Origin of the sequence: Neorhizobium populisoli (assembly GCF_019430945.1) — a bacterium.
GTDB classification, from domain to species: Bacteria; Pseudomonadota; Alphaproteobacteria; order Rhizobiales; family Rhizobiaceae; genus Neorhizobium; species Neorhizobium populisoli.
In genome coordinates this window covers 346926-365099 of sequence record NZ_JAHYCB010000005.1, presented here as the reverse complement: position 1 = coordinate 365099, position 18174 = coordinate 346926, and the positions used below count along the sequence as shown (strand labels likewise).

The following is an 18174-nucleotide window of genomic DNA, read 5'->3' as shown; positions in this document are numbered from 1 at the left end:
AGTTTAGGCCAAAACCAGCCCGTCAGACTTGGCGTGCCGATAGAAGCCGACGCTTGCTTCGACACCGAGACGGCGGGTCAGCGCCTGCCGGTCGATGCCGGATGCCTGGTCGAATCTTGCGACGGCGGTGATGACAGATTGCAGTACGTGTTCCCCTTCGAACTGCAGAACGGTCAGCAGGCTGAATAGGCCGCTGCCGGATTGCTGTTCGAGGATCATGTCGTCGATGAAGCCCGGCTGCATGCGGATCACCTCATGAGTGGCCTCGATCAGCTCCAGAAACTCGTCGCGGGCTTCCGCCGGAACCTGGAACCTGTTGACGCGGACGACGCGTCCCTCGTGAATTTCACTCATAGAAAAACCCCTGCTCGATTTGAACAGGGGCCTTTATGGGACCTCAATCAAGGTTAAGGTCAATAGGGTCAGGGTGGAAATTTCGGCCCGAAATTTCAGCGCTCGGCGAGAGCCGCTTCGCCCTTCGTTTCGCGCACCAGATTGATGAAACGGCGGAAGAGGTAGTGGCTGTCCTGCGGACCCGGCGAAGCTTCCGGGTGATGCTGCACGGAGAAGACCGGCTTGCCGGCGAGGCGCAGGCCGCAATTGGTGCCGTCGAAGAGCGAGATGTGAGTCTCTTCAACGCCTTGCGGCAGCGACTTCGAGTCGACCGCGAAGCCGTGGTTCATCGAGACGATCTCCACCTTGCCAGTCGTATGGTCCTTGACCGGGTGGTTGGCGCCGTGATGGCCCTGGTGCATTTTCTCGGTCTTGGCACCGAGTGCCAGGCCTAGCATCTGGTGGCCGAGGCAGATGCCGAAAGTCGGGATGTCGGTCTTGATGATGTCCTGGATGACCGGAACTGCATATTCGCCGGTCGCGGCCGGGTCTCCCGGGCCGTTCGACAGGAAGATACCGTCCGGCTTCAGGGCCAGGATGTCTTCCGAAGAGGTGCTGGCCGGCACGACCGTGACCTTGCAGTCGAGGCCGGCGAAGAGGCGCAGGATGTTGCGCTTCACGCCATAGTCGACGCAGACGATATGATACTTGGCGTCTTCCGGCTTCAGGTCGTCGAAACCCTCGTTCCAGATCCATGGCTTCTGGCCCCACTGCGAGGATTGGCCGGATGTCGCTTCCTTGGCAAGGTCGAGGCCTTCGAGACCGCTCCAGGCCTTGGCTTCGGCCTTCAGCGCCTCGATGTCGAAGACGCCGTTCGGATCGTGGGCGATAACCGCGTTCGGAGCGCCATTGGTACGGATCCAGGCGGTCAGGGCGCGGGTGTCGATGCCGGACAGGCCGATGACGCCGCGGGCCTTCAGCCATGCGTCGAGATGTTTGGCGGCGCGGTAGTTCGAGGGTTCGGTGATGTCGGCCTTGAAGATCGTGCCGACGGCGCCGCGGCGGGCGGCGGGCGTCAGGTCTTCGACGTCTTCGTCATTGGTACCGATATTGCCGATATGCGGGAAGGTGAAGGTGACGATCTGGCCGAGATAGGAAGGGTCGGTGAGGATTTCCTGGTAGCCGGTCAGCGCCGTGTTGAAGACGACTTCCGCCGGCACCTTGCCAGTCGCGCCGATGCCGGTTCCTTCGATCACCGTGCCGTCGGCGAGAACGAGCACTGCGGTTGGCTTCTTGGTTGTCCAAGGTGCGGTCGGGGAGGCGGTCGCGGTCATGTTCATCCTTCTGCTCCACCGATCCCGTCCCTTGAAGAGACAGGCTGTGGAGGCCATCTATGGTCGCAGAAAAGGGCCGCGCGGGTTGAACCCGGCGCAAGCCCTAACATTTAAATCTCGTGCAGGTGCCGAAAAATAAACAAAGCGGGCGGGTCGGTCAACTCGTAAGCTCCAAGAAATCCATGGGCAAAATAGGCTCATGGGATTCAAAGGGTTCTGGGAATTGAATTGATCGCAACCCGTGCGTCGTTTATGACAACGGCGAAAATGACAAGGAAAAGCCATAATTCCCGCAGCCTGCGGCGGGCTTTCCGAAGGAGTAAAAGACGATGATGCGCGATAAGCTTTCCGAAGCTCTGAAGGAATCCATGAAGGCCAAGGACACGCGCCGGCTTTCGACCGTCCGCCTGGTTCAGGCGGCTATCAAGGATCGCGATATCGCCAATCGCGGCGCCGGCAAGGATGCCGTGAGCGACGACGATATCCTGCAGATCCTGCAGAAGATGGTGAAGCAGCGCGAGGAATCGGCGAAGATCTACGAAGACGCCGGTCGTGCGGAGCTTGCGACGCAGGAGCGCGAGGAAATCGACATCATCAAGGGCTTCATGCCCGAGCAGATTTCCGACGAACAGGCGCAGGACCTGATCAAGGCCGCGATTGCCGAGTCCGGTGCTCAAGGGCTACGTGACATGGGCAAGGTCATGGCCGTGCTGAAGGAAAAATATCCAGGGCAGATGGATTTCGCCAAGGCATCCGCCTCGGTGAAGGAACTGCTGAAGTAAAGGCTTAAGTCGGTTTATATACGGCTATTGCGGCTGGACGGATTTCAGGATGGCACCGACATCCTGGTCCGGCTTTCCAAGGAAGCGCGACTTGCCGTCTTCCTTGAGAAGGCCGAAGGCCCGGGTCTTGTCTGCAGTGATGAGGATTTCAAGCCGATTGTCGAAACAGTCGTGCGGCATGCAGGCGTCATAGACAAATGCGCCAGCGATCGGTGCTTCGACGACGCGCTGGGTGCCGGCGACATAGTTTCCGCCCGACAGGATCTCGGCTGTCCAGTCCGGCAGTTTTTCTCCCTTGAAGAGCGCTGTGAGCGCCTTGCGGATGGCAGGGTCCTTTTTCGTGACGTCGAAAAGATAGGGTTTCGTGGCGTCTTCCTTGCTCACCCTGATTTCCGCATATGCGGGGGCCAGCGCTGATATAGCGGTAATGCCGAAAGCAACGATCCAGATCAGCTTGCGCATGGTTTGTCCTATCTCCGCAGAATGCGTTCCATAGGGCTATAGTGGCCGACGGCCAACCACAAGATATCCTCGCCGCTAAAATCGGCGGCGGCGCAAGCTAATGGTATGAAATACAAAAGGCGGGAGACCGATCATGGTCTCCCGCCTTTTTGCTCTTCGATGCATCTCATCGGCCGACCGCGGACAAGCCACCGGCGAGACCAAGAACGGAGTGCTGCGATACATTGCGACACGCTCCGTTCCGAAGAGCCCAGGGAACTGAAACTCGGAACTGAAACTCGGTACTCAAACTAAAACCTGGAATTACGGTGTGCCCGAACCTGACGTCCTGTGATCGCGACGCTTGCTGCCGATCCTTCATAAGAAGCTACCGGCGCTTTCGAGTTTGACTGGAGGTTAGGGCGGTTAATGTCTGTTTACAAATTACAAAAAGATAATCTTCGACAGTCCGCTTCTGCCGTAAATTCGCCCGATGTGGGCGACTATGGCCTGGATGAGTCTGTCCGCATTTCTGCTTGTGGATAGCGGGCAGCGTTTTTCTTAAGCGTGGCGTTCCTGTGTTGTCGTGCTTATATGAACCTTGGCCCAGAGGTGAAGATGCGCTTTTCCAACAGTTTCCTCGATGAGATTCGTGACCGCGTGTCGATTTCGGCCGTTGTCGGTCGCCGGGTCACGTGGGACCGGAAGAAGAGCAATGTCTCTCGCGGCGATTATTGGGCCTGTTGCCCGTTTCACGGTGAAAAGAGCCCGAGCTTCCATTGTGAGGACCGCAAGGGGCGCTATCACTGTTTCGGCTGTGGCGTTTCCGGCGACCATTTCCGCTTCCTGACCGATCTCGAAGGCCTGAATTTTCCCGAGGCCGTGCAGCAGATCGCTGACATGGCCGGCATCGCCATGCCGCAGCCCGATCCCCAGGCCGAAAAGCGGGAGAAGGAGCGCACGACGCTGCTGGACGTCATGGAGCTGGCGACCGGCTTCTTCCAAGAGCAGCTGCAAAGCGCTGTCGGCGCCAAGGCGCGCGCCTATCTGCGTGATCGCGGACTGACCGGCCGAACGATCGAAACGTTCCGTCTGGGTTATGCGCCGGAAAGCCGCAATGCGCTGAAAGAATTCCTGGCTGGCAAGGAAGTCCCGAAAGATCAGATCGAGGCATGCGGCCTGGTGCGACACGGGGAGGGGATCGCCGTCTCCTACGACTATTTCCGCGATCGCATCATGTTCCCGATCCTGTCGTCGCGGGAGAAGGTGATTGCCTTCGGCGGCCGTGCCATGGCGCCGGATGCCATGGCGAAATACATGAACTCGCCGGAGACCGAGCTCTTCCACAAGGGGCAGGTGCTTTACAATTTTACGCGCGCCCGGCGGGCAGCGCAGGCAGGGCCGGGGAAGACCGAAGCCACGATCATTGCCGTTGAAGGCTATATGGATGTGATCGCGCTCAATCAGGCGGGTGTCGAGAATGCCGTGGCGCCGCTTGGGACCGCACTGACCGAGAACCAGCTGGACCTGCTCTGGAAAATCTCGCCGCTGCCGGTGCTTTGTTTCGATGGCGACGGAGCGGGCCTGCGTGCTGCAAGCCGTGCCGCCGACCTGGCGCTGCCATTCCTGAAACCCGGACGTTCCGTGCGTTTTGCGCTGCTGCCGGACGGCAAGGATCCGGACGACCTCGTCAAGCAGGATGGCCGCGCGCCGTTCGACAGGGTCATGGCGGATGCCAAGCCGCTGGCGGAGATGATCTGGCAGCGGGAGGCCGCGTCCGCGAACTTCGATACGCCGGAGAAGCGCGCCGAGCTGGAGGCGCGGCTGAAGCAGATCGTCTCAGTCATCGCCGACGAGAATGTGCGGCGACACTACCAGCAGGATATCCGCGACCGGCTGAACGGCTTTTTCTCTCCTGCGCCACGTGGCGGCGGCAATGATCGCCGTCAGGGTTTTCAGCGTGGCAGTGGCGGTCGCCCGGGGCAGAATGGTCCGCCGCAGGGCCCTCGTGCGGCAGCGCGTGGCATGGGCATTTCCGACCGGCTGAGCCAATCCGGCCTGGTGCGCGGGTATCGCGATCTGCCGGCATTGCGCGAAAGCGTGCTGGCCCTGACCATCGTCAACCACCCGCAGCTCTTGCTGGAAGAATATGACGAGATCGCCGCGATCGATTTCGAGAACCGCGAGCTGCAACGCTTCTGGGGCGCCATGTTGCCGGCGGCCGCGACCGCCGGGGTCAACCTTTCACCCGCCTATCTGGTGCAGAGGCTTTCCGCCGAGGGTTTCGATGTGCTGTTGAAGGCGCTGGACCAGCAGGTGCGCAATGCCCGCCTCTGGACTGCGACGGAAGCGGCTGCGATGGAAGATGCCCGCGAGGGCTATCGCCAGGCGCTGTCGCTGCACAAGCGCACCAAGGCGCTGCGCGTCCAGAAGAGCGAGCTGGAACGGGCCATTGCAGATGCGACGGAAGCCAGCGACGCGGACGAAATCGAGGCGTTGCTCAAGGCCCTTTACGAGGTTCAGCTTGAAATTCTGCGGATGGAAAACCAGGAAGCGATCATCGACGGCTTCGGCGTTCTGTCCGGTCGGGTGAAGGGCGCCGCCGTCAGCCACGGCTGATTTCCATGGTGAAATTCTGGTATTGCCGAACCTCGGCTGCGCACTAATCTACGCCGTATCGAATCGGAAGAAGGGGACGCCGATGCGTGTTTCAGGAAGCTGTCATTGCGGCAATATCGCCTTCGAGGCCGAGGGCGATTTCTCGTCGGCAATGGAGTGCAACTGTTCCATATGCCGTCGCAAAGGCATGATGATGGCCTTTGTCCCGCGCACCGACATGCAACTGAAGACGCCGCGCGAAAACCTTTCCGCGTACAAGTTCAACAAGCATGTGATCACCCACTATTTCTGTGCCAAATGCGGTGTCGCTCCCTTCAGTGAAGCGACGGCTCCGAACGGTATGGAAATGTCCGCGATAAACCTTCGCTGCGTGCCGGAAATCGATCTTTCCGCGCTGAAGGTAACCCAGTATGACGGCGCTGCAGCCTGAGGCAGCAGCGTTTCCAGGCAGGTCCCTGATATTGCGGCGCAAACCCTTGTCTTTCGAGGTCAGTCGCCTACATATCGGTTAAATTTGGTGACAATACCCCTATTAGGCCCGATGTTAACGGGTTTTTCGATTTTTCCTGGGTACGACCTATGGAAAAGCTTGACGGAACGTTAATTTGTGGGAATCACCATTTCAGGGCAGATTAGGCGGAGTGGGTCGATAGCACCGAACAGGAACGGTGATATCTGACCGGATGGTTCTACGTCAAAAGCGACCGCCGAATGGTAATCGGGAATTAAAGGTCATTCCGTTACGTGTTGGACAGTGATTCGCGGTGAAGGCGGGTAGCACCCGCTCAGACCGGTAGCCACGAAGCGCGGCGAAAGTGGCGTTCAGGGAAAGTGACGAAGTACATGGCAACAAAAGTCAAAGAAAACGAAGAAGCTGAGAACGAACGCGAAGGCTCGCACGACGGTCCGCTTCTCGACCTTTCTGACGACGCCGTCAAGAAGATGATCAAGGCCGCCAAGAAGCGCGGCTATGTCACGATGGACGAGTTGAATTCGGTTCTGCCGTCGGAGGAAGTCACCTCCGAGCAGATCGAGGACACGATGGCGATGCTCTCCGACATGGGCATCAATGTCGTTGAGGACGAAGAGGCCGAAGAAGCAACCGCCAGCGAAGACGATAGCGATTCCGACAGCGACGGCGAAGAAAGCGAAGGCGGCGAGATCGCCACCACGTCGAGCACGGCGCTGGCGACTGCGAAGAAGAAAGAGCCGACTGACCGTACCGACGACCCGGTGCGCATGTATCTGCGCGAAATGGGTTCCGTCGAGCTTCTCTCGCGCGAAGGCGAAATCGCCATCGCAAAGCGCATCGAAGCCGGCCGCGAGACGATGATCGCCGGTCTCTGTGAGAGCCCGCTGACCTTCCAGGCGCTGATCATCTGGCGCGACGAACTGAACGAAGGCACCACGCTTCTGCGCGAGATCATCGATCTCGAAACGACCTATTCGGGTCCGGAAGCCAAGGCCGCGCCGCAGTTCCAGAGCCCGGAAAAGATCGAGGCCGACCGCAAGGCTGCCGAAGAGAAAGAAAAGACCCGCAAGGCGCGCTTCTCTGCGGCCAATGACGACGACATCACGTCGGTTGGCGGCGAAGGCATGAACCTCGAGGAAGAGGAAGAGGACGACGACGAGTCGAGCCTGTCTCTCGCCGCGATGGAAGCCGAGCTGCGCCCGCAGGTCATGGAAACGCTCGATACGATCGCCGACACCTACAAGAAGCTGCGCAAGCTGCAGGACCAGCAGGTCGAGCAGCGGCTTGCCGCGACCGGTACGCTGTCGTCCGCTCAGGAGCGTCGCTACAAGGAGTTGAAGGACGAGCTGATCACGGCGGTCAAGTCGCTGTCGCTCAACCAGAATCGCGTCGATTCCCTGGTCGAGCAGCTCTACGACATCTCCAAACGCCTGATGCAGAACGAAGGCCGCCTGTTGCGCCTCGCCGAATCCTACGGCGTCAAGCGCGATAGCTTCCTCGAGCAGTATCAGGGTGCGGAACTCGATCCGAATTGGATGAAGTCGATCGCCAATCTAGCCGCCCGCGGCTGGAAGGAATTCGCGCGCGCCGAAAATACGACGATCCGCGATATCCGCCAGGAGATCCAGAACCTTGCGACCGAAACCGGCATTTCCATCGCCGAATTCCGCCGCATCGTATCCATGGTGCAGAAGGGCGAGCGCGAAGCGCGTATCGCCAAGAAGGAAATGGTCGAAGCGAACCTTCGCCTCGTCATCTCCATCGCCAAGAAGTACACGAACCGCGGTCTGCAGTTCCTCGATCTCATTCAGGAAGGCAATATCGGCCTGATGAAGGCGGTCGACAAGTTCGAATATCGCCGCGGTTACAAGTTCTCGACCTATGCGACCTGGTGGATCCGTCAGGCGATTACCCGCTCGATCGCCGACCAGGCCCGCACGATCCGTATTCCGGTGCACATGATCGAAACGATCAACAAGATCGTTCGTACCTCGCGCCAGATGCTGCACGAGATCGGTCGCGAGCCGACCCCGGAAGAACTGGCCGAAAAGCTCGCCATGCCGCTCGAAAAGGTCCGCAAGGTCCTGAAGATCGCCAAGGAGCCGATCTCGCTCGAAACCCCGGTGGGTGACGAAGAGGATTCGCATCTCGGCGATTTCATCGAGGACAAGAACGCGCTCCTGCCGATCGACGCCGCCATTCAGGCGAACCTGCGCGAAACGACGACCCGCGTTCTCGCCTCTCTGACGCCCCGCGAAGAACGCGTTCTTCGCATGCGCTTCGGCATCGGCATGAACACGGACCATACGCTCGAAGAAGTCGGCCAGCAGTTCTCGGTTACCCGCGAACGTATCCGCCAGATCGAAGCGAAGGCGCTGCGCAAGCTGAAGCATCCGAGCCGCTCCAGGAAGCTGCGCAGCTTCCTGGATAGCTGAGCGGACGATAAGCCAGCGACTATTGAAAAACCCGGCTGCAAGAGCAGGCCGGGTTTTTTGTTGTCTTCATTTGGGTTCGCTCATGCGATTCCCTCGAAGATTTGGTCGATTTGCTGTCAATGATAGCAGGTCAATGCGACACCGAGCTCGAAAACACATTCACCACCACAACTCCCGCAATAATCAACCCCAACCCGATCATCGCCGCCGTATCGAGCGTCTGCCGAAACAGCACGAAGCCGACGGCGGAGATCAGGACGATGCCGAGGCCGCTCCAGATGGCGTAGGCGATGCCGACGGGCATAGCGCGGAGCGCGATGGAGAGAAGGTAGAAGGCTAGGCCGTAGCAAAGCACCATCAGCGTGGTGGGAAGCGCGCGGGTGAACTGCTGGCTCTGTTGCAGGAAGGTCGTGCCGATGACTTCGAGCACGATTGCGGCTCCAAGGGCGCCGTAGGTGAGGAGTGCGGGGTTCATTTCGGTCCCTCTTCTTGTGTTTGAATGCGCAGTCTGCGTCAGTCGGTTTGGGTCATGTGTTTCAGTTGGTCGCGGAGCCCGGCCAGTTCCTCAGCCGGGATGCCGTTTGCTTCGGTCAGGTTGGCAAGCCAGATGCCATCCGCCGCATAACGTGCCAGTTTGAAGGCCGGATGACTGTCGGTGGCCGCATGGCGCTCCAAACGTTCGCTCATCCAGTCCGACCAAAGGGCGCGCAGGCCGGCGTCGGTCATCGAGGAAATGGCGAGAGCCGCCCAGGGGCTTTTCGGCCCGTCGCGCGTCACCTGGAAAAATGCATCGATATAGGCGCGGGTGAACCTGCCTTTTTCAATGCCGTCTTCCGCGGTCAGCCGTTCGATTTCCTCGTCCAGTCTGCCCAGCATGTCCTCGAACACCGCCTCGATCAGCGCCTGTTTGCTGGGAAAATGGTGCAGCAAGCCGCCCTTGGTGACGGAAGCCGCCTCGGCTACCGTTTGCAGGGTGAGGCGTGCCAGACCTTCTTCCACGGCGCAGCGCGCCGCGTGATCGAGAAGAGAGCGGCGGACGAGTTCTGGCTGTTTTTCGCGTTTGTGAGCTTTTGACATGAGATAAACATACCGTACGGTCGGTTTCTTTGCAATGCGATCGATGCATGGCTGCGTTGCCGGGGAGAGGCGGCTGGTTCAAGGGGCCGCGCTATGACCGGCGGGTCACGCCCGGTGTCAAAGCTTCGGGAAATTGTTCGGTTTCGATCAGGCGGGACTCGATCCGGCCGGGTTTCCATCTTACATCGGCAAGCATGACGGATGAACATGAAGAGCATCGCGGCGTGGGCAAGGCCCGCGGGATAGGATTGGGCGTTTCTGCCTCGATCCTGCTGCATGTCGTGTTCGCCTTCATCCTGTTCTTCCATCTGCCGCTCGATGTTGCTGAGCCGCAGAAGGACGAGAGCGTCAGCGTCGAGATCGTTCCACCGCCTGAAGAAGAGAAGGCGGAAGAGAAAAAGGCAGAGGAGCCGGAAAAGAAGGCCGAAGAACAGAAGCCGCCGGAACCGCCCAAGGCTGAAGAAGCGAAGAAGGAAGAACCGCCGCCTCCGCCGCCTGAGCCTCCAAAGGAAGAGGCCAAAAAGGAGGAGCCGCCTCCACCCCCTCCGCCGCCGAAGACGGAAGAGGCGAAGCAGAATGAGGCGCCGGGAGAAAAGGAGGGCCGCCCGCAGCCGGTGCCGGTCTTGCGCGAGGTCCACCAGTTCGGCGAGAAGGATACGGGGCCGAGGAAATCCGCAGAAGGCGATACGGCCCAGGAATCCGCCACCCCGCCGGAGCAGACCGAGCCCGATGTTGCCGAGGTCAAGCCGCCCACACCCGTCGAGGAAAAGCCGGAAGCCGTTGCGGAAGCTCCGCCGGCCAATCCCGTTCCCGACGACGTGAACGTGCCGGAAATCGCGATTGTTTCCAGCAATCCGCAGCAGAACGGCCCCGTCAAGGGGACGGCGCCGGATGCGTTGCGTATGGAAATCATCACGGCCCCGCCGCCGGTTGAGGCTGCAAAGGCAGAGCCCAGGAAGACACCGACGCAGGACAATGCGCCGAAGCTTGATGAGGCGAAGAAGCTCTTTTCGCGCGATATGACCAATGATCCGGTGGCGATGACGGCGATGGGCAACCTGCCGCGAGACCTGCGGGCCGGCGAGCTTTGCTCGACGGAATTGAAGGCGCAGCTGCGCAGCGCCTCCTACTGGCCGGAATTTCTGCCGTCGCTGCGACTGCCCTCCGGAACGACGATCGACAAGAGCACCAGTTTTCGCACCCGCGGCGACTGGTATGACGTGAGCCTGCGTTGCGAGGTCGATGAAGGAGCCACCAAGGTGCTTTCATTCGCCTTCAAGGTCGGCGGTATCGTGCCGCGCAGCGAATGGAAGAAGCGGCGTTTTCCGGTGTTTTAGTGAACCGGTCTTATCGGCGGCGGTTTCGGGATTGCCGTGACCAGACATGCGAAAATTGCGGCGGGCTGGCCGCGACCGTTCCGGCCGTGCAATATGCCGCCTTCCCACGAAAGCGATTCCATGCCGCAGATTGAAGCCAGTATCGATCACCTGTTCGACAAAGAGGGAGCGAGAAATCCGCTCGACGTGCTGAAGCGCGTCTATGGTTATCCCGCCTTTCGCGGCAAGCAGGCGGCAGTGGTTGATCGGGTCGTGTCGGGCGGCGATGCGGTCGTATTGTTTCCGACGGGCGCGGGCAAATCGCTGTGCTTCCAGATTCCCGCGCTTTGCCGGGCCGGTGTCGGCATCGTCATCTCGCCGCTGATCGCGCTGATGCGCGATCAGGTGGAGGCGCTAAAGCAACTCGGCGTGCGGGCCGCAGCGCTCAATTCGTCGCTGAGCCGCGAGGAGTTCATGGATGTCCGCCGTGCGATCACCAATGGCGATCTCGATCTTCTGTATGTGACGCCGGAGCGCATCGTCACCCCCGGCTTCCGGGACGTGATCGGCAATGCCCGTATCGCGCTGTTTGCCATCGACGAGGCGCATTGTGTTTCCCAGTGGGGACATGATTTCCGGCCGGAATATCGCGAGCTCGGCCGGCTGGCGGAAGATTATCCCGGCGTGCCGCGTATCGCACTGACGGCGACGGCCGATCCGCATACGCGCGAAGACATTATCGACAAGCTGGGACTGCATTCGGCGGAAGTGTTCACCACCTCGTTCGACAGGCCGAACATCGCTTACGAGATCGTCGAACGCGACCAGCCGCGCCAGCAATTGCTGCGGTTCCTGTCGCGCCACAAGGGTTCGAGCGGCATCGTCTATTGCCTGTCTCGGGCCAAGGTGGAGGACACGGCCGACTGGCTGAACGGGCAGGGCATCTATGCGCTTCCCTACCATGCCGGCATGGAGCGCCACCTGCGCGATGCCAATCAGGATGCGTTCCTGAAAGAAGAAGAACTTTGCCTTGTCGCAACCGTCGCGTTCGGCATGGGCATCGACAAGCCGAACGTACGATATGTCGCGCATCTCGACCTGCCGGGTTCGGTCGAGGCCTATTATCAGGAGACGGGGCGCGCGGGGCGTGACGGCCTGCCGTCGGATGTTTGGATGGCCTATGGCATGGCGGATGTCATCCAGCGCGGACGGATGATCGATGAGGGCAATTCGGCAAATGAGGTGAAGCGGGTCGAGCGCGCCAAGCTCAACGCGCTGCTCGGCATCTGTGAAACGCCGGGCTGCCGTCGGCAGGCGATCCTGGCGCATTTCGGCGAAGCGCATGCCGGCCAATGCGGCAATTGCGATACCTGCCTGAAACCCGTTGAGACATGGGACGGCACAGAAGCAGCGATCAAGGCGCTGGCGGCGATCTACCGCACCGGAGAACGTTTCGGTACCGGGCATCTGATCGATGTGCTGCTCGGCAATGTCAACGAAAAGACGACGCGGTTCGGACATGTGGACATGCCGGTCTTCGGCGCCGGCAAGGATATCGCCTCCAAGACCTGGCAATCGGTTTACCGCCAGTTGCTTGCGGCGGGTCTCGTCGGTGTCGATCATAATGCGTTTGGGGCCTTGAAGCTGGAACCGGAGGCACGGGCCGTTTTCAAACACGAGCGCGAGGTACGTTTCCGCAAGGACCGGCCGACGACCGGCAAGGCTGCGAGAAGCGCGTCGTCGAGTTCGGCAAACGCCAGATCCGCGCTGGAGGGGGCCGATGCGGAACTTTTCGAGGCTCTCCGCCAGGCACGCCTCGCGATCGCCAAGGAGCTTTCGGTGCCGCCTTATGTGGTGTTTCCCGACACGACGCTGGTCGCATTCGCGACGGAGCGCCCGACGAACCGTGACGCACTGCTCGGAATTTCCGGTGTGGGCCAATCGAAACTTGAGCGATATGGGGATGCGTTTCTGGAGGTCATCCGCTCGCATGAGTGATGAGGCGACGCTCTGAGCTGCCGATAACGTCAAGCGCATGGCAGTTCACAAAGCCGAATCGAGGGGCATCAGCATCATTTCGGGTCATGCAAACATCACCCTTTGTTAATTGACCGGCGGGGTCTTTCGACTATGCTTCGGCCACTTTGTCGAGGGTCTGCCATGAAAGCCATGTTCTACGATGCCTTTGAAAAGGCGCCGGAAATCCGCAATCTTCCCGATCCGGAGCCGACATTCGACGGTGTCGTCATCAAGGTCGGTGCGACCGGGCTTTGCCGCAGCGACTGGCATGGATGGATGGGGCATGATGCCGATATCAAGCTGCCGCATGTGCCGGGTCATGAATTGGCAGGCAAGGTCGTGGCGACCGGCAAGGGTGTCATGCGCTTCAAGGTCGGCGACCGGGTGACGGTGCCCTTCGTGTCCGGCTGCGGACATTGCGCCGAATGCCATTCCGGCAACCAGCAGGTTTGCCCCAGCCAGTTCCAGCCGGGCTTCACCCATTGGGGTTCTTTCGCGGAATATGTGGCGATCGATTATGCCGACACCAATCTCGTCACCCTGCCCGAAGAAATCGACGATGCTACGGCGGCGAGCCTCGGCTGCCGTTTTGCGACCTCTTTCCGCGCGATCGCAGATCAGGCACGCACCGGCCCCGGCGACTGGGTCGCTGTACACGGTTGCGGCGGCGTGGGGTTGTCCGCGATCATGATCGCGACGGCGCTCGGCGCCAATGTGATTGGTATCGATCTTGCCGAGGACAAGCTGGCGCTGGCCCGCCAGTGCGGCGCGGTGGCGACGATCAATGCGAAGACGGTGCCGGATGTGGTGGAGGCGGTGCGCGAGATCACCAAGGGTGGCGCGCATGTGTCGATCGATGCGCTCGGCCATCCGGTGACCTGCTTTAACTCGATCAAGAACCTGCGCCGGCGGGGACGGCATGTACAGGTCGGGCTGATGCTCGGCGAACATGCAACGCCTTCGATCCCGATGGCACAGGTGATTGGCCATGAGCTGGAAATCTACGGCAGCCATGGCATGCAAGCCTGGCGGTACGACGCGATGCTCGCCATGTTGCAGACCGGCAAGATGAAGCCGCAGCAACTGATCTCGAAACGGATCAGCCTGGAGGAGGCCATTCCGGCGCTGATGACCATGGACAAGGCGGAGACGCCCGGCATCAGCGTGATCACCACGTTTTGAGCGATTGTTCATGAACGGCGGCCGCTGTATTCCGTTCCGGCCGCTTGGGTTGCGGCATTCGGTCCCCTACATGTTTTGCTCAATAAGCAAAGTCAAAGGGACTAGCCATGGATACGCGTGTGCAGAAGATACCGGGACCCGACCACCCGATTACCATTGAGCATGATCCTGTTCGCGTCGTCGTCAGGCTGGGCGACAAGGTGGTCGCCTATAGCGCCGATCCGCTGATCCTGCAGGAAGCGAATTATCCGCCGGTTTATTATATTCCGCGCAAGGATGTGGACATGGCGCTGCTGGAGCGCACCGAGCACAAGACGTATTGCCCCTATAAGGGCGAGGCATCGTATTACAGCATCCCGTCTGGCGGCGGTCGTTCGGTCAATGCTGTCTGGTCTTACGAGAGCCCCTATGAGGCTGTCGCCGAAATCCGAGAGCATCTCGCTTTCTATCCGGACCGTGTCGATTCCATCGAGATCATCACCGCCAGCGTTACGGCGTGAGGCGGCAAATTCGCGTGAGCGGTCCGATCCAGTCCCGCAAAGCATTGACAAGCCGCGGTTTCGGGCGGAACAGGAGCCTATAAATTTCCTATAGGCAGGCTCCGCGAGCCGGCAAGTGACGGTTCGAATGGATAGTGCGCAACCGATCCCGCAGAGCGTGCTACGCCATGCGGGTTACCTCAATTTCGCTTCGGCCCGCGTTCTGACCGGCCTTGCTTCGCAGTCGATGACGATCGCTGTCGGCTGGATGATCTACGATCTGACCCACAGCGCCTTCGCACTGGGCTTTGTCGGTTTCTGCCAGTTCCTGCCGCGCTTCTTCCTGACGCTGGTCGTCGGCCATGTGGCGGATTATTTCGACCGGCGCATCGTCGTCCTGGTCTGCCAGCTCGCGCAGGCCTTGATCGCGATCGTGCTGACGCTGGCGATCTTCGAAGGGTGGATCACGGCGGAGATCATCTTTGCGGCCGTGACCCTGCTCGGTGCGGCCCAGGCATTCCAGCAGCCGACCAGTACCGCGCTTCTGCCGAACATCGTCCAGCCTTCGATGTTGCAGCAGGCGGTCGCCACGTCGACCTCGCTGCAGCAGGTGGCGTTCATCATCGGACCGGCCTCCGGTGGTCTGCTTTACGGCATTCACGCCACCGCGCCGTTCATTACTTCCGCGGTCTTCCTGCTGGTCGCCAGCGTCAACATCCTACTGATCAAGGTCGAGAAACGCATCGTTGTGCGCGAACCGGTAACATTGACATCGGCCTTTGCAGGCGTCGCCTTCATCCGCAGCCGGCCGGTGATCTTCGGGGCGATCTCGCTCGACCTGTTTGCGGTTCTGCTCGGCGGCGCGACCGCGCTGATGCCGATGTTTGCCAAGGATATCCTGCATGCCGGGCCCTGGGGGCTCGGTTTCCTGCGCGCGGCGCCGGCGATCGGCGCGCTTGTCATGGCGCTGATGCTTGCCCGTTATCCGCTGAAACGGGATGTCGGCCGCTGGATGATGATCGCCTGCGCGATCTTCGGCGTCGCGACGATCGGCTTTTCGCTCTCGAGCAATATCACCCTGTCGATCGCCTGCCTCGCAATTCTGGGCGCGGCCGATACGGTGAGCGTCGTGGTGCGCAGCTCGCTGGTGCAGTTGCTGACGCCGGACGAGATGCGCGGGCGGGTCAGCGCCGTCAACTCGCTGTTCATCGGCACGTCCAACCAGCTCGGCGAATTCGAATCCGGGCTGCTGGCCGGCTTCCTTGGTCCCGTAATGACCGGGGTGATCGGCGGCATCGGCACGCTTGTCGTGGTGCTGCTCTGGATCAAGCTTTTTCCGGAGCTTGTCAAAGTGAAGACGCTTCAGGGATAATTCCTGAAAAAACAACCGTCCTGCTTGTCGGATCGATCCAGGTGCCCACGTCCTTGGATTGTCAAAGCAAAAAGGAGGACGCTACATGCCCTATGTCGATGGTTTTCTGCTGGCCGTGCCGAAGGCAAATCTCGAGCGCTACAAGGACTTCGCACGGCGTGCCGGCGACATCTGGAAGGAATATGGTGCTCTCAGCTACGTGGAATGCGTCGCGGACGACGTGCCCTATGGCGAATTCACCTCGTTTCCCCGTGCGGTGCATGCGACCGACGAGGAGACGGTAATCTTTGCCTGGATCACCTATGAGAGCCGTGCGCGGCGCGACGAGATCAACAATAAGGTGATGAACGATCCGCGGGTTGCCGGCGAGGACTGGAAAGAGATCTTCGACGGAAAGCGGATGATTTATGGCGGTTTTCAGAGTTTCCTGACTTTGTGAGACTGCTGGTGATAGAAGGGCGGTTCTTTCGCATTGCCATCAAAAGGACCGCCCGCCCATGCCTCAGACCGTCATTTCGATTTCCACGCGCGGGCAGGGGCTCTACGAATTCACCGATGCTGCGCAGGATTTCCTGCGTCGTCAGAGCGTGGACGAGGGGCTTCTGACGGTCTTTGTCCGTCACACCTCCTCCTCGCTACTCATCCAGGAAAATGCCGATCCGGATGTGCAGCGCGACCTCAAAACCTTCTTTTCCAGGCTTGTGCCGCCGACCGACGATCCGTCGATGCGCTGGGCAATTCACACCGCCGAAGGGCCGGACGATATGCCCGCCCATATCAAGGCGGCGCTGACGGCGACCTCGATCGGCATTCCCGTCAATGGCGGCCGCATGATGCTGGGGACCTGGCAGGGCATCTATCTTTTCGAACACCGCGACCGGCCGCATGTGCGGCAGGTTGTGCTTCACCTTTCCGCATAGGCGTGACGCATCTGAACGATTGGTGAATACGAGATTAGGAATGCGTTCAGACGAGAAGTTCTAGGTTTGCCGCAATCGCTGGGGAGCGAGAGACGCAACCAGGGACCGGGTAGATCTGGCCCCGATTTCGGAGATACACTTATGACCAGCCTGATCGTCAAAGCCGGTTTCGCCGCCCTTGTCGCGTTGACCGGCCTTTCCGCCGCAGTCCCGACCGCGTCCGCTGCCGGTCCCGATATGAGCATCCAGGTCCAGTACCGCCATGACGACCGCCATTGGGGTCCGGGCCGCCCCTGGCGCCCGGATCGCCCGGTCAATCGTCCGCGGCCGGGCTGCGCGCCGTGGATGGCTGAAGCCAAGGCCGACCGCATGGGCCTGCGCCGCACTCGCGTGGTCGATGTCTCGCCGCGCACCGTTACCGTCGTCGGCTTCGGTCGCCGAGGTCCGGACCGGGTCGTGTTCGCCAATGTCCGCGGCTGCCCGGTCATTCGCCGTTAAAGCTTCCGTTTCCGTCTCCAATCGCCCGTTGACGGAAAAAAAGCGCCCCGCCGATCAGAAACGATCGGCGGGGCGTTTGTCTTTGATTATTGCTCCAGCGCGAAAGTGACGTTGACGGTCACGTTATAGGTATTTTCGCCGCTTGCGACCGGAGTGGCTTCCATGTCCTTCGCCATCGACATGCGCATCATCGGCTGCGGCGGCATCGAGCGCGACGCATTTTCGCTGATCTCCAGGATACGGCCGAGCTTGACGCCGGCGGCCTCCGTCAGGGTCTTTGCCCGTGCGAGCGCATCGGCGACGGCGGCCTTGCGGGCTTCAGCCATCGTCTTGCTCGGGTCGTCATTGGTGAAGACGATCTGGCCGCCCTGGTTGACGCCGAGCTTGACTGACTGATCGATGATGGCGCCGAGCTTCTCCAGGTCCCGCACCCTCAGCGTCAATGTGTTGGAGACCTCGTAACCGACGATCTGCGGCGGCTCCATGACGCCGTTCTTCGGCTCGTTGTGGCGATATTGCGGATAGATCGAGAAATTGCTGGTCTGGATGTCCCGCTCGGCAATGCCGCCGGATTTCAGCGCCGGCAGAACCTCGTTCATCGCCGCACTGTTGGCGGAAAGGGCGTCGGCCGCCGTCTTGCCGTTACGGACGACGGCAAGTGTCAGGACCGCCATGTCAGGCGCGACCGAAGCGTCGCCTTCTCCCGCCACATTAATGACCGGATCACGCGGGCGGATATCCTGCGCAGCTGCAAACCCTGCGGAAGCGGCAAGCGCGCCGGAAACGAGGGCAGCTAAGACAAGACGTGACGATGAAGGCGCAAGGCGCATGGACGGTCTCCCGATTGTTATGAGGCTCCGCGCCGCATGATGTGCGCAATCGAGCCCTGTTTTTC

18 protein-coding genes are annotated in these 18174 nt (G+C 60.5%); 12 read left to right on the top strand and 6 right to left on the bottom strand.

Features of this window, described 5'->3' with window-relative positions; genetic code table 11:
- Positions 1-3 precede the first annotated feature (3 nt).
- The gene (locus KX729_RS15925) at positions 4-354 is read right to left on the bottom strand and encodes an antibiotic biosynthesis monooxygenase family protein (RefSeq protein ID WP_219743451.1); all 351 of its coding nucleotides are present in this window, start codon (positions 352-354) and stop codon (positions 4-6) included.
- A gap of 95 nt (positions 355-449) precedes the next feature.
- Entirely contained in the window at positions 450-1673 is a 1224-nt protein-coding gene (gene carA, locus KX729_RS15920) for a glutamine-hydrolyzing carbamoyl-phosphate synthase small subunit (RefSeq protein WP_376775971.1), read from the bottom strand.
- Positions 1674-1996: 323 nt separating this feature from the next.
- Here carA and KX729_RS15915 point away from each other — a divergent pair, with 323 nt between their 5' ends.
- A complete protein-coding gene (locus KX729_RS15915; RefSeq protein ID WP_219743450.1) occupies positions 1997-2449 on the top strand; it encodes a GatB/YqeY domain-containing protein in 453 nt (150 codons plus the stop codon).
- 24 nt (positions 2450-2473) lie between these two features.
- On the opposite strand, the gene KX729_RS15910 is transcribed toward KX729_RS15915, so the two are convergent.
- Entirely contained in the window at positions 2474-2911 is a 438-nt protein-coding gene (locus KX729_RS15910) for an Ivy family c-type lysozyme inhibitor (protein ID WP_219743449.1), read from the bottom strand.
- 597 nt (positions 2912-3508) lie between these two features.
- Here KX729_RS15910 and dnaG point away from each other — a divergent pair.
- From dnaG to rpoD, 3 genes are all read left to right on the top strand, one after another.
- Positions 3509-5509 carry a DNA primase gene (gene dnaG, locus KX729_RS15905; protein WP_219743448.1) on the top strand — a complete coding sequence of 667 codons (2001 nt, stop codon included), beginning with the start codon at positions 3509-3511 and terminating at the stop codon, positions 5507-5509.
- Between the two features lie 82 nt (positions 5510-5591).
- On the top strand, positions 5592-5939 hold the full coding sequence (locus KX729_RS15900) for a GFA family protein (RefSeq protein ID WP_219743447.1): 348 nt from the start codon (positions 5592-5594) through the stop codon (positions 5937-5939).
- A 413-nt stretch (positions 5940-6352) separates the two neighbouring features.
- Positions 6353-8416: an RNA polymerase sigma factor RpoD gene (gene rpoD, locus KX729_RS15895; RefSeq protein ID WP_219743446.1), complete on the top strand. Its 2064-nt coding sequence runs from the start codon at positions 6353-6355 to the stop codon at positions 8414-8416.
- Positions 8417-8546: 130 nt separating this feature from the next.
- Here the strand turns inward: rpoD and KX729_RS15890 are convergent, their stop codons facing one another.
- Together KX729_RS15890 and KX729_RS15885 are read right to left on the bottom strand one after the other, a co-directional pair.
- Entirely contained in the window at positions 8547-8891 is a 345-nt protein-coding gene (locus KX729_RS15890) for a DMT family transporter (RefSeq protein WP_219743445.1), read from the bottom strand.
- 38 nt (positions 8892-8929) lie between these two features.
- The gene (locus KX729_RS15885) at positions 8930-9493 is read right to left on the bottom strand and encodes a TetR/AcrR family transcriptional regulator (protein ID WP_219743444.1); all 564 of its coding nucleotides are present in this window, start codon (positions 9491-9493) and stop codon (positions 8930-8932) included.
- 194 nt (positions 9494-9687) lie between these two features.
- Here KX729_RS15885 and KX729_RS15880 point away from each other — a divergent pair, with 194 nt between their 5' ends.
- The 8 genes from KX729_RS15880 (at position 9688) to KX729_RS15845 (ending at position 17279) form a co-directional block, all read left to right on the top strand.
- Complete coding sequence (locus KX729_RS15880) at positions 9688-10830, top strand: DUF930 domain-containing protein (RefSeq protein ID WP_219743443.1); 1143 nt, start codon at positions 9688-9690, stop codon at positions 10828-10830.
- Between the two features lie 120 nt (positions 10831-10950).
- Entirely contained in the window at positions 10951-12807 is a 1857-nt protein-coding gene (gene recQ, locus KX729_RS15875; protein ID WP_219743442.1) for a DNA helicase RecQ, read from the top strand.
- Between the two features lie 162 nt (positions 12808-12969).
- Positions 12970-14010, top strand: coding sequence for a zinc-dependent alcohol dehydrogenase family protein (locus KX729_RS15870; protein WP_219743441.1), 1041 nt, complete (start codon positions 12970-12972; stop codon positions 14008-14010).
- A 107-nt stretch (positions 14011-14117) separates the two neighbouring features.
- Complete coding sequence (locus KX729_RS15865; protein WP_219743440.1) at positions 14118-14510, top strand: DUF427 domain-containing protein; 393 nt, start codon at positions 14118-14120, stop codon at positions 14508-14510.
- 127 nt (positions 14511-14637) lie between these two features.
- Entirely contained in the window at positions 14638-15861 is a 1224-nt protein-coding gene (locus KX729_RS15860) for an MFS transporter (RefSeq protein ID WP_219743439.1), read from the top strand.
- Positions 15862-15946: 85 nt separating this feature from the next.
- A complete protein-coding gene (locus KX729_RS15855; protein ID WP_219743438.1) occupies positions 15947-16300 on the top strand; it encodes a DUF1428 domain-containing protein in 354 nt (117 codons plus the stop codon).
- A 58-nt stretch (positions 16301-16358) separates the two neighbouring features.
- Positions 16359-16781, top strand: coding sequence for a secondary thiamine-phosphate synthase enzyme YjbQ (locus tag KX729_RS15850; protein ID WP_219743437.1), 423 nt, complete (start codon positions 16359-16361; stop codon positions 16779-16781).
- 141 nt (positions 16782-16922) lie between these two features.
- Positions 16923-17279, top strand: coding sequence for a hypothetical protein (locus tag KX729_RS15845; RefSeq protein ID WP_219743436.1), 357 nt, complete (start codon positions 16923-16925; stop codon positions 17277-17279).
- An 86-nt stretch (positions 17280-17365) separates the two neighbouring features.
- Here the strand turns inward: KX729_RS15845 and KX729_RS15840 are convergent, their stop codons facing one another.
- Positions 17366-18109: an SIMPL domain-containing protein gene (locus KX729_RS15840; protein ID WP_219743435.1), complete on the bottom strand. Its 744-nt coding sequence runs from the start codon at positions 18107-18109 to the stop codon at positions 17366-17368.
- Positions 18110-18174 lie beyond the last annotated feature (65 nt).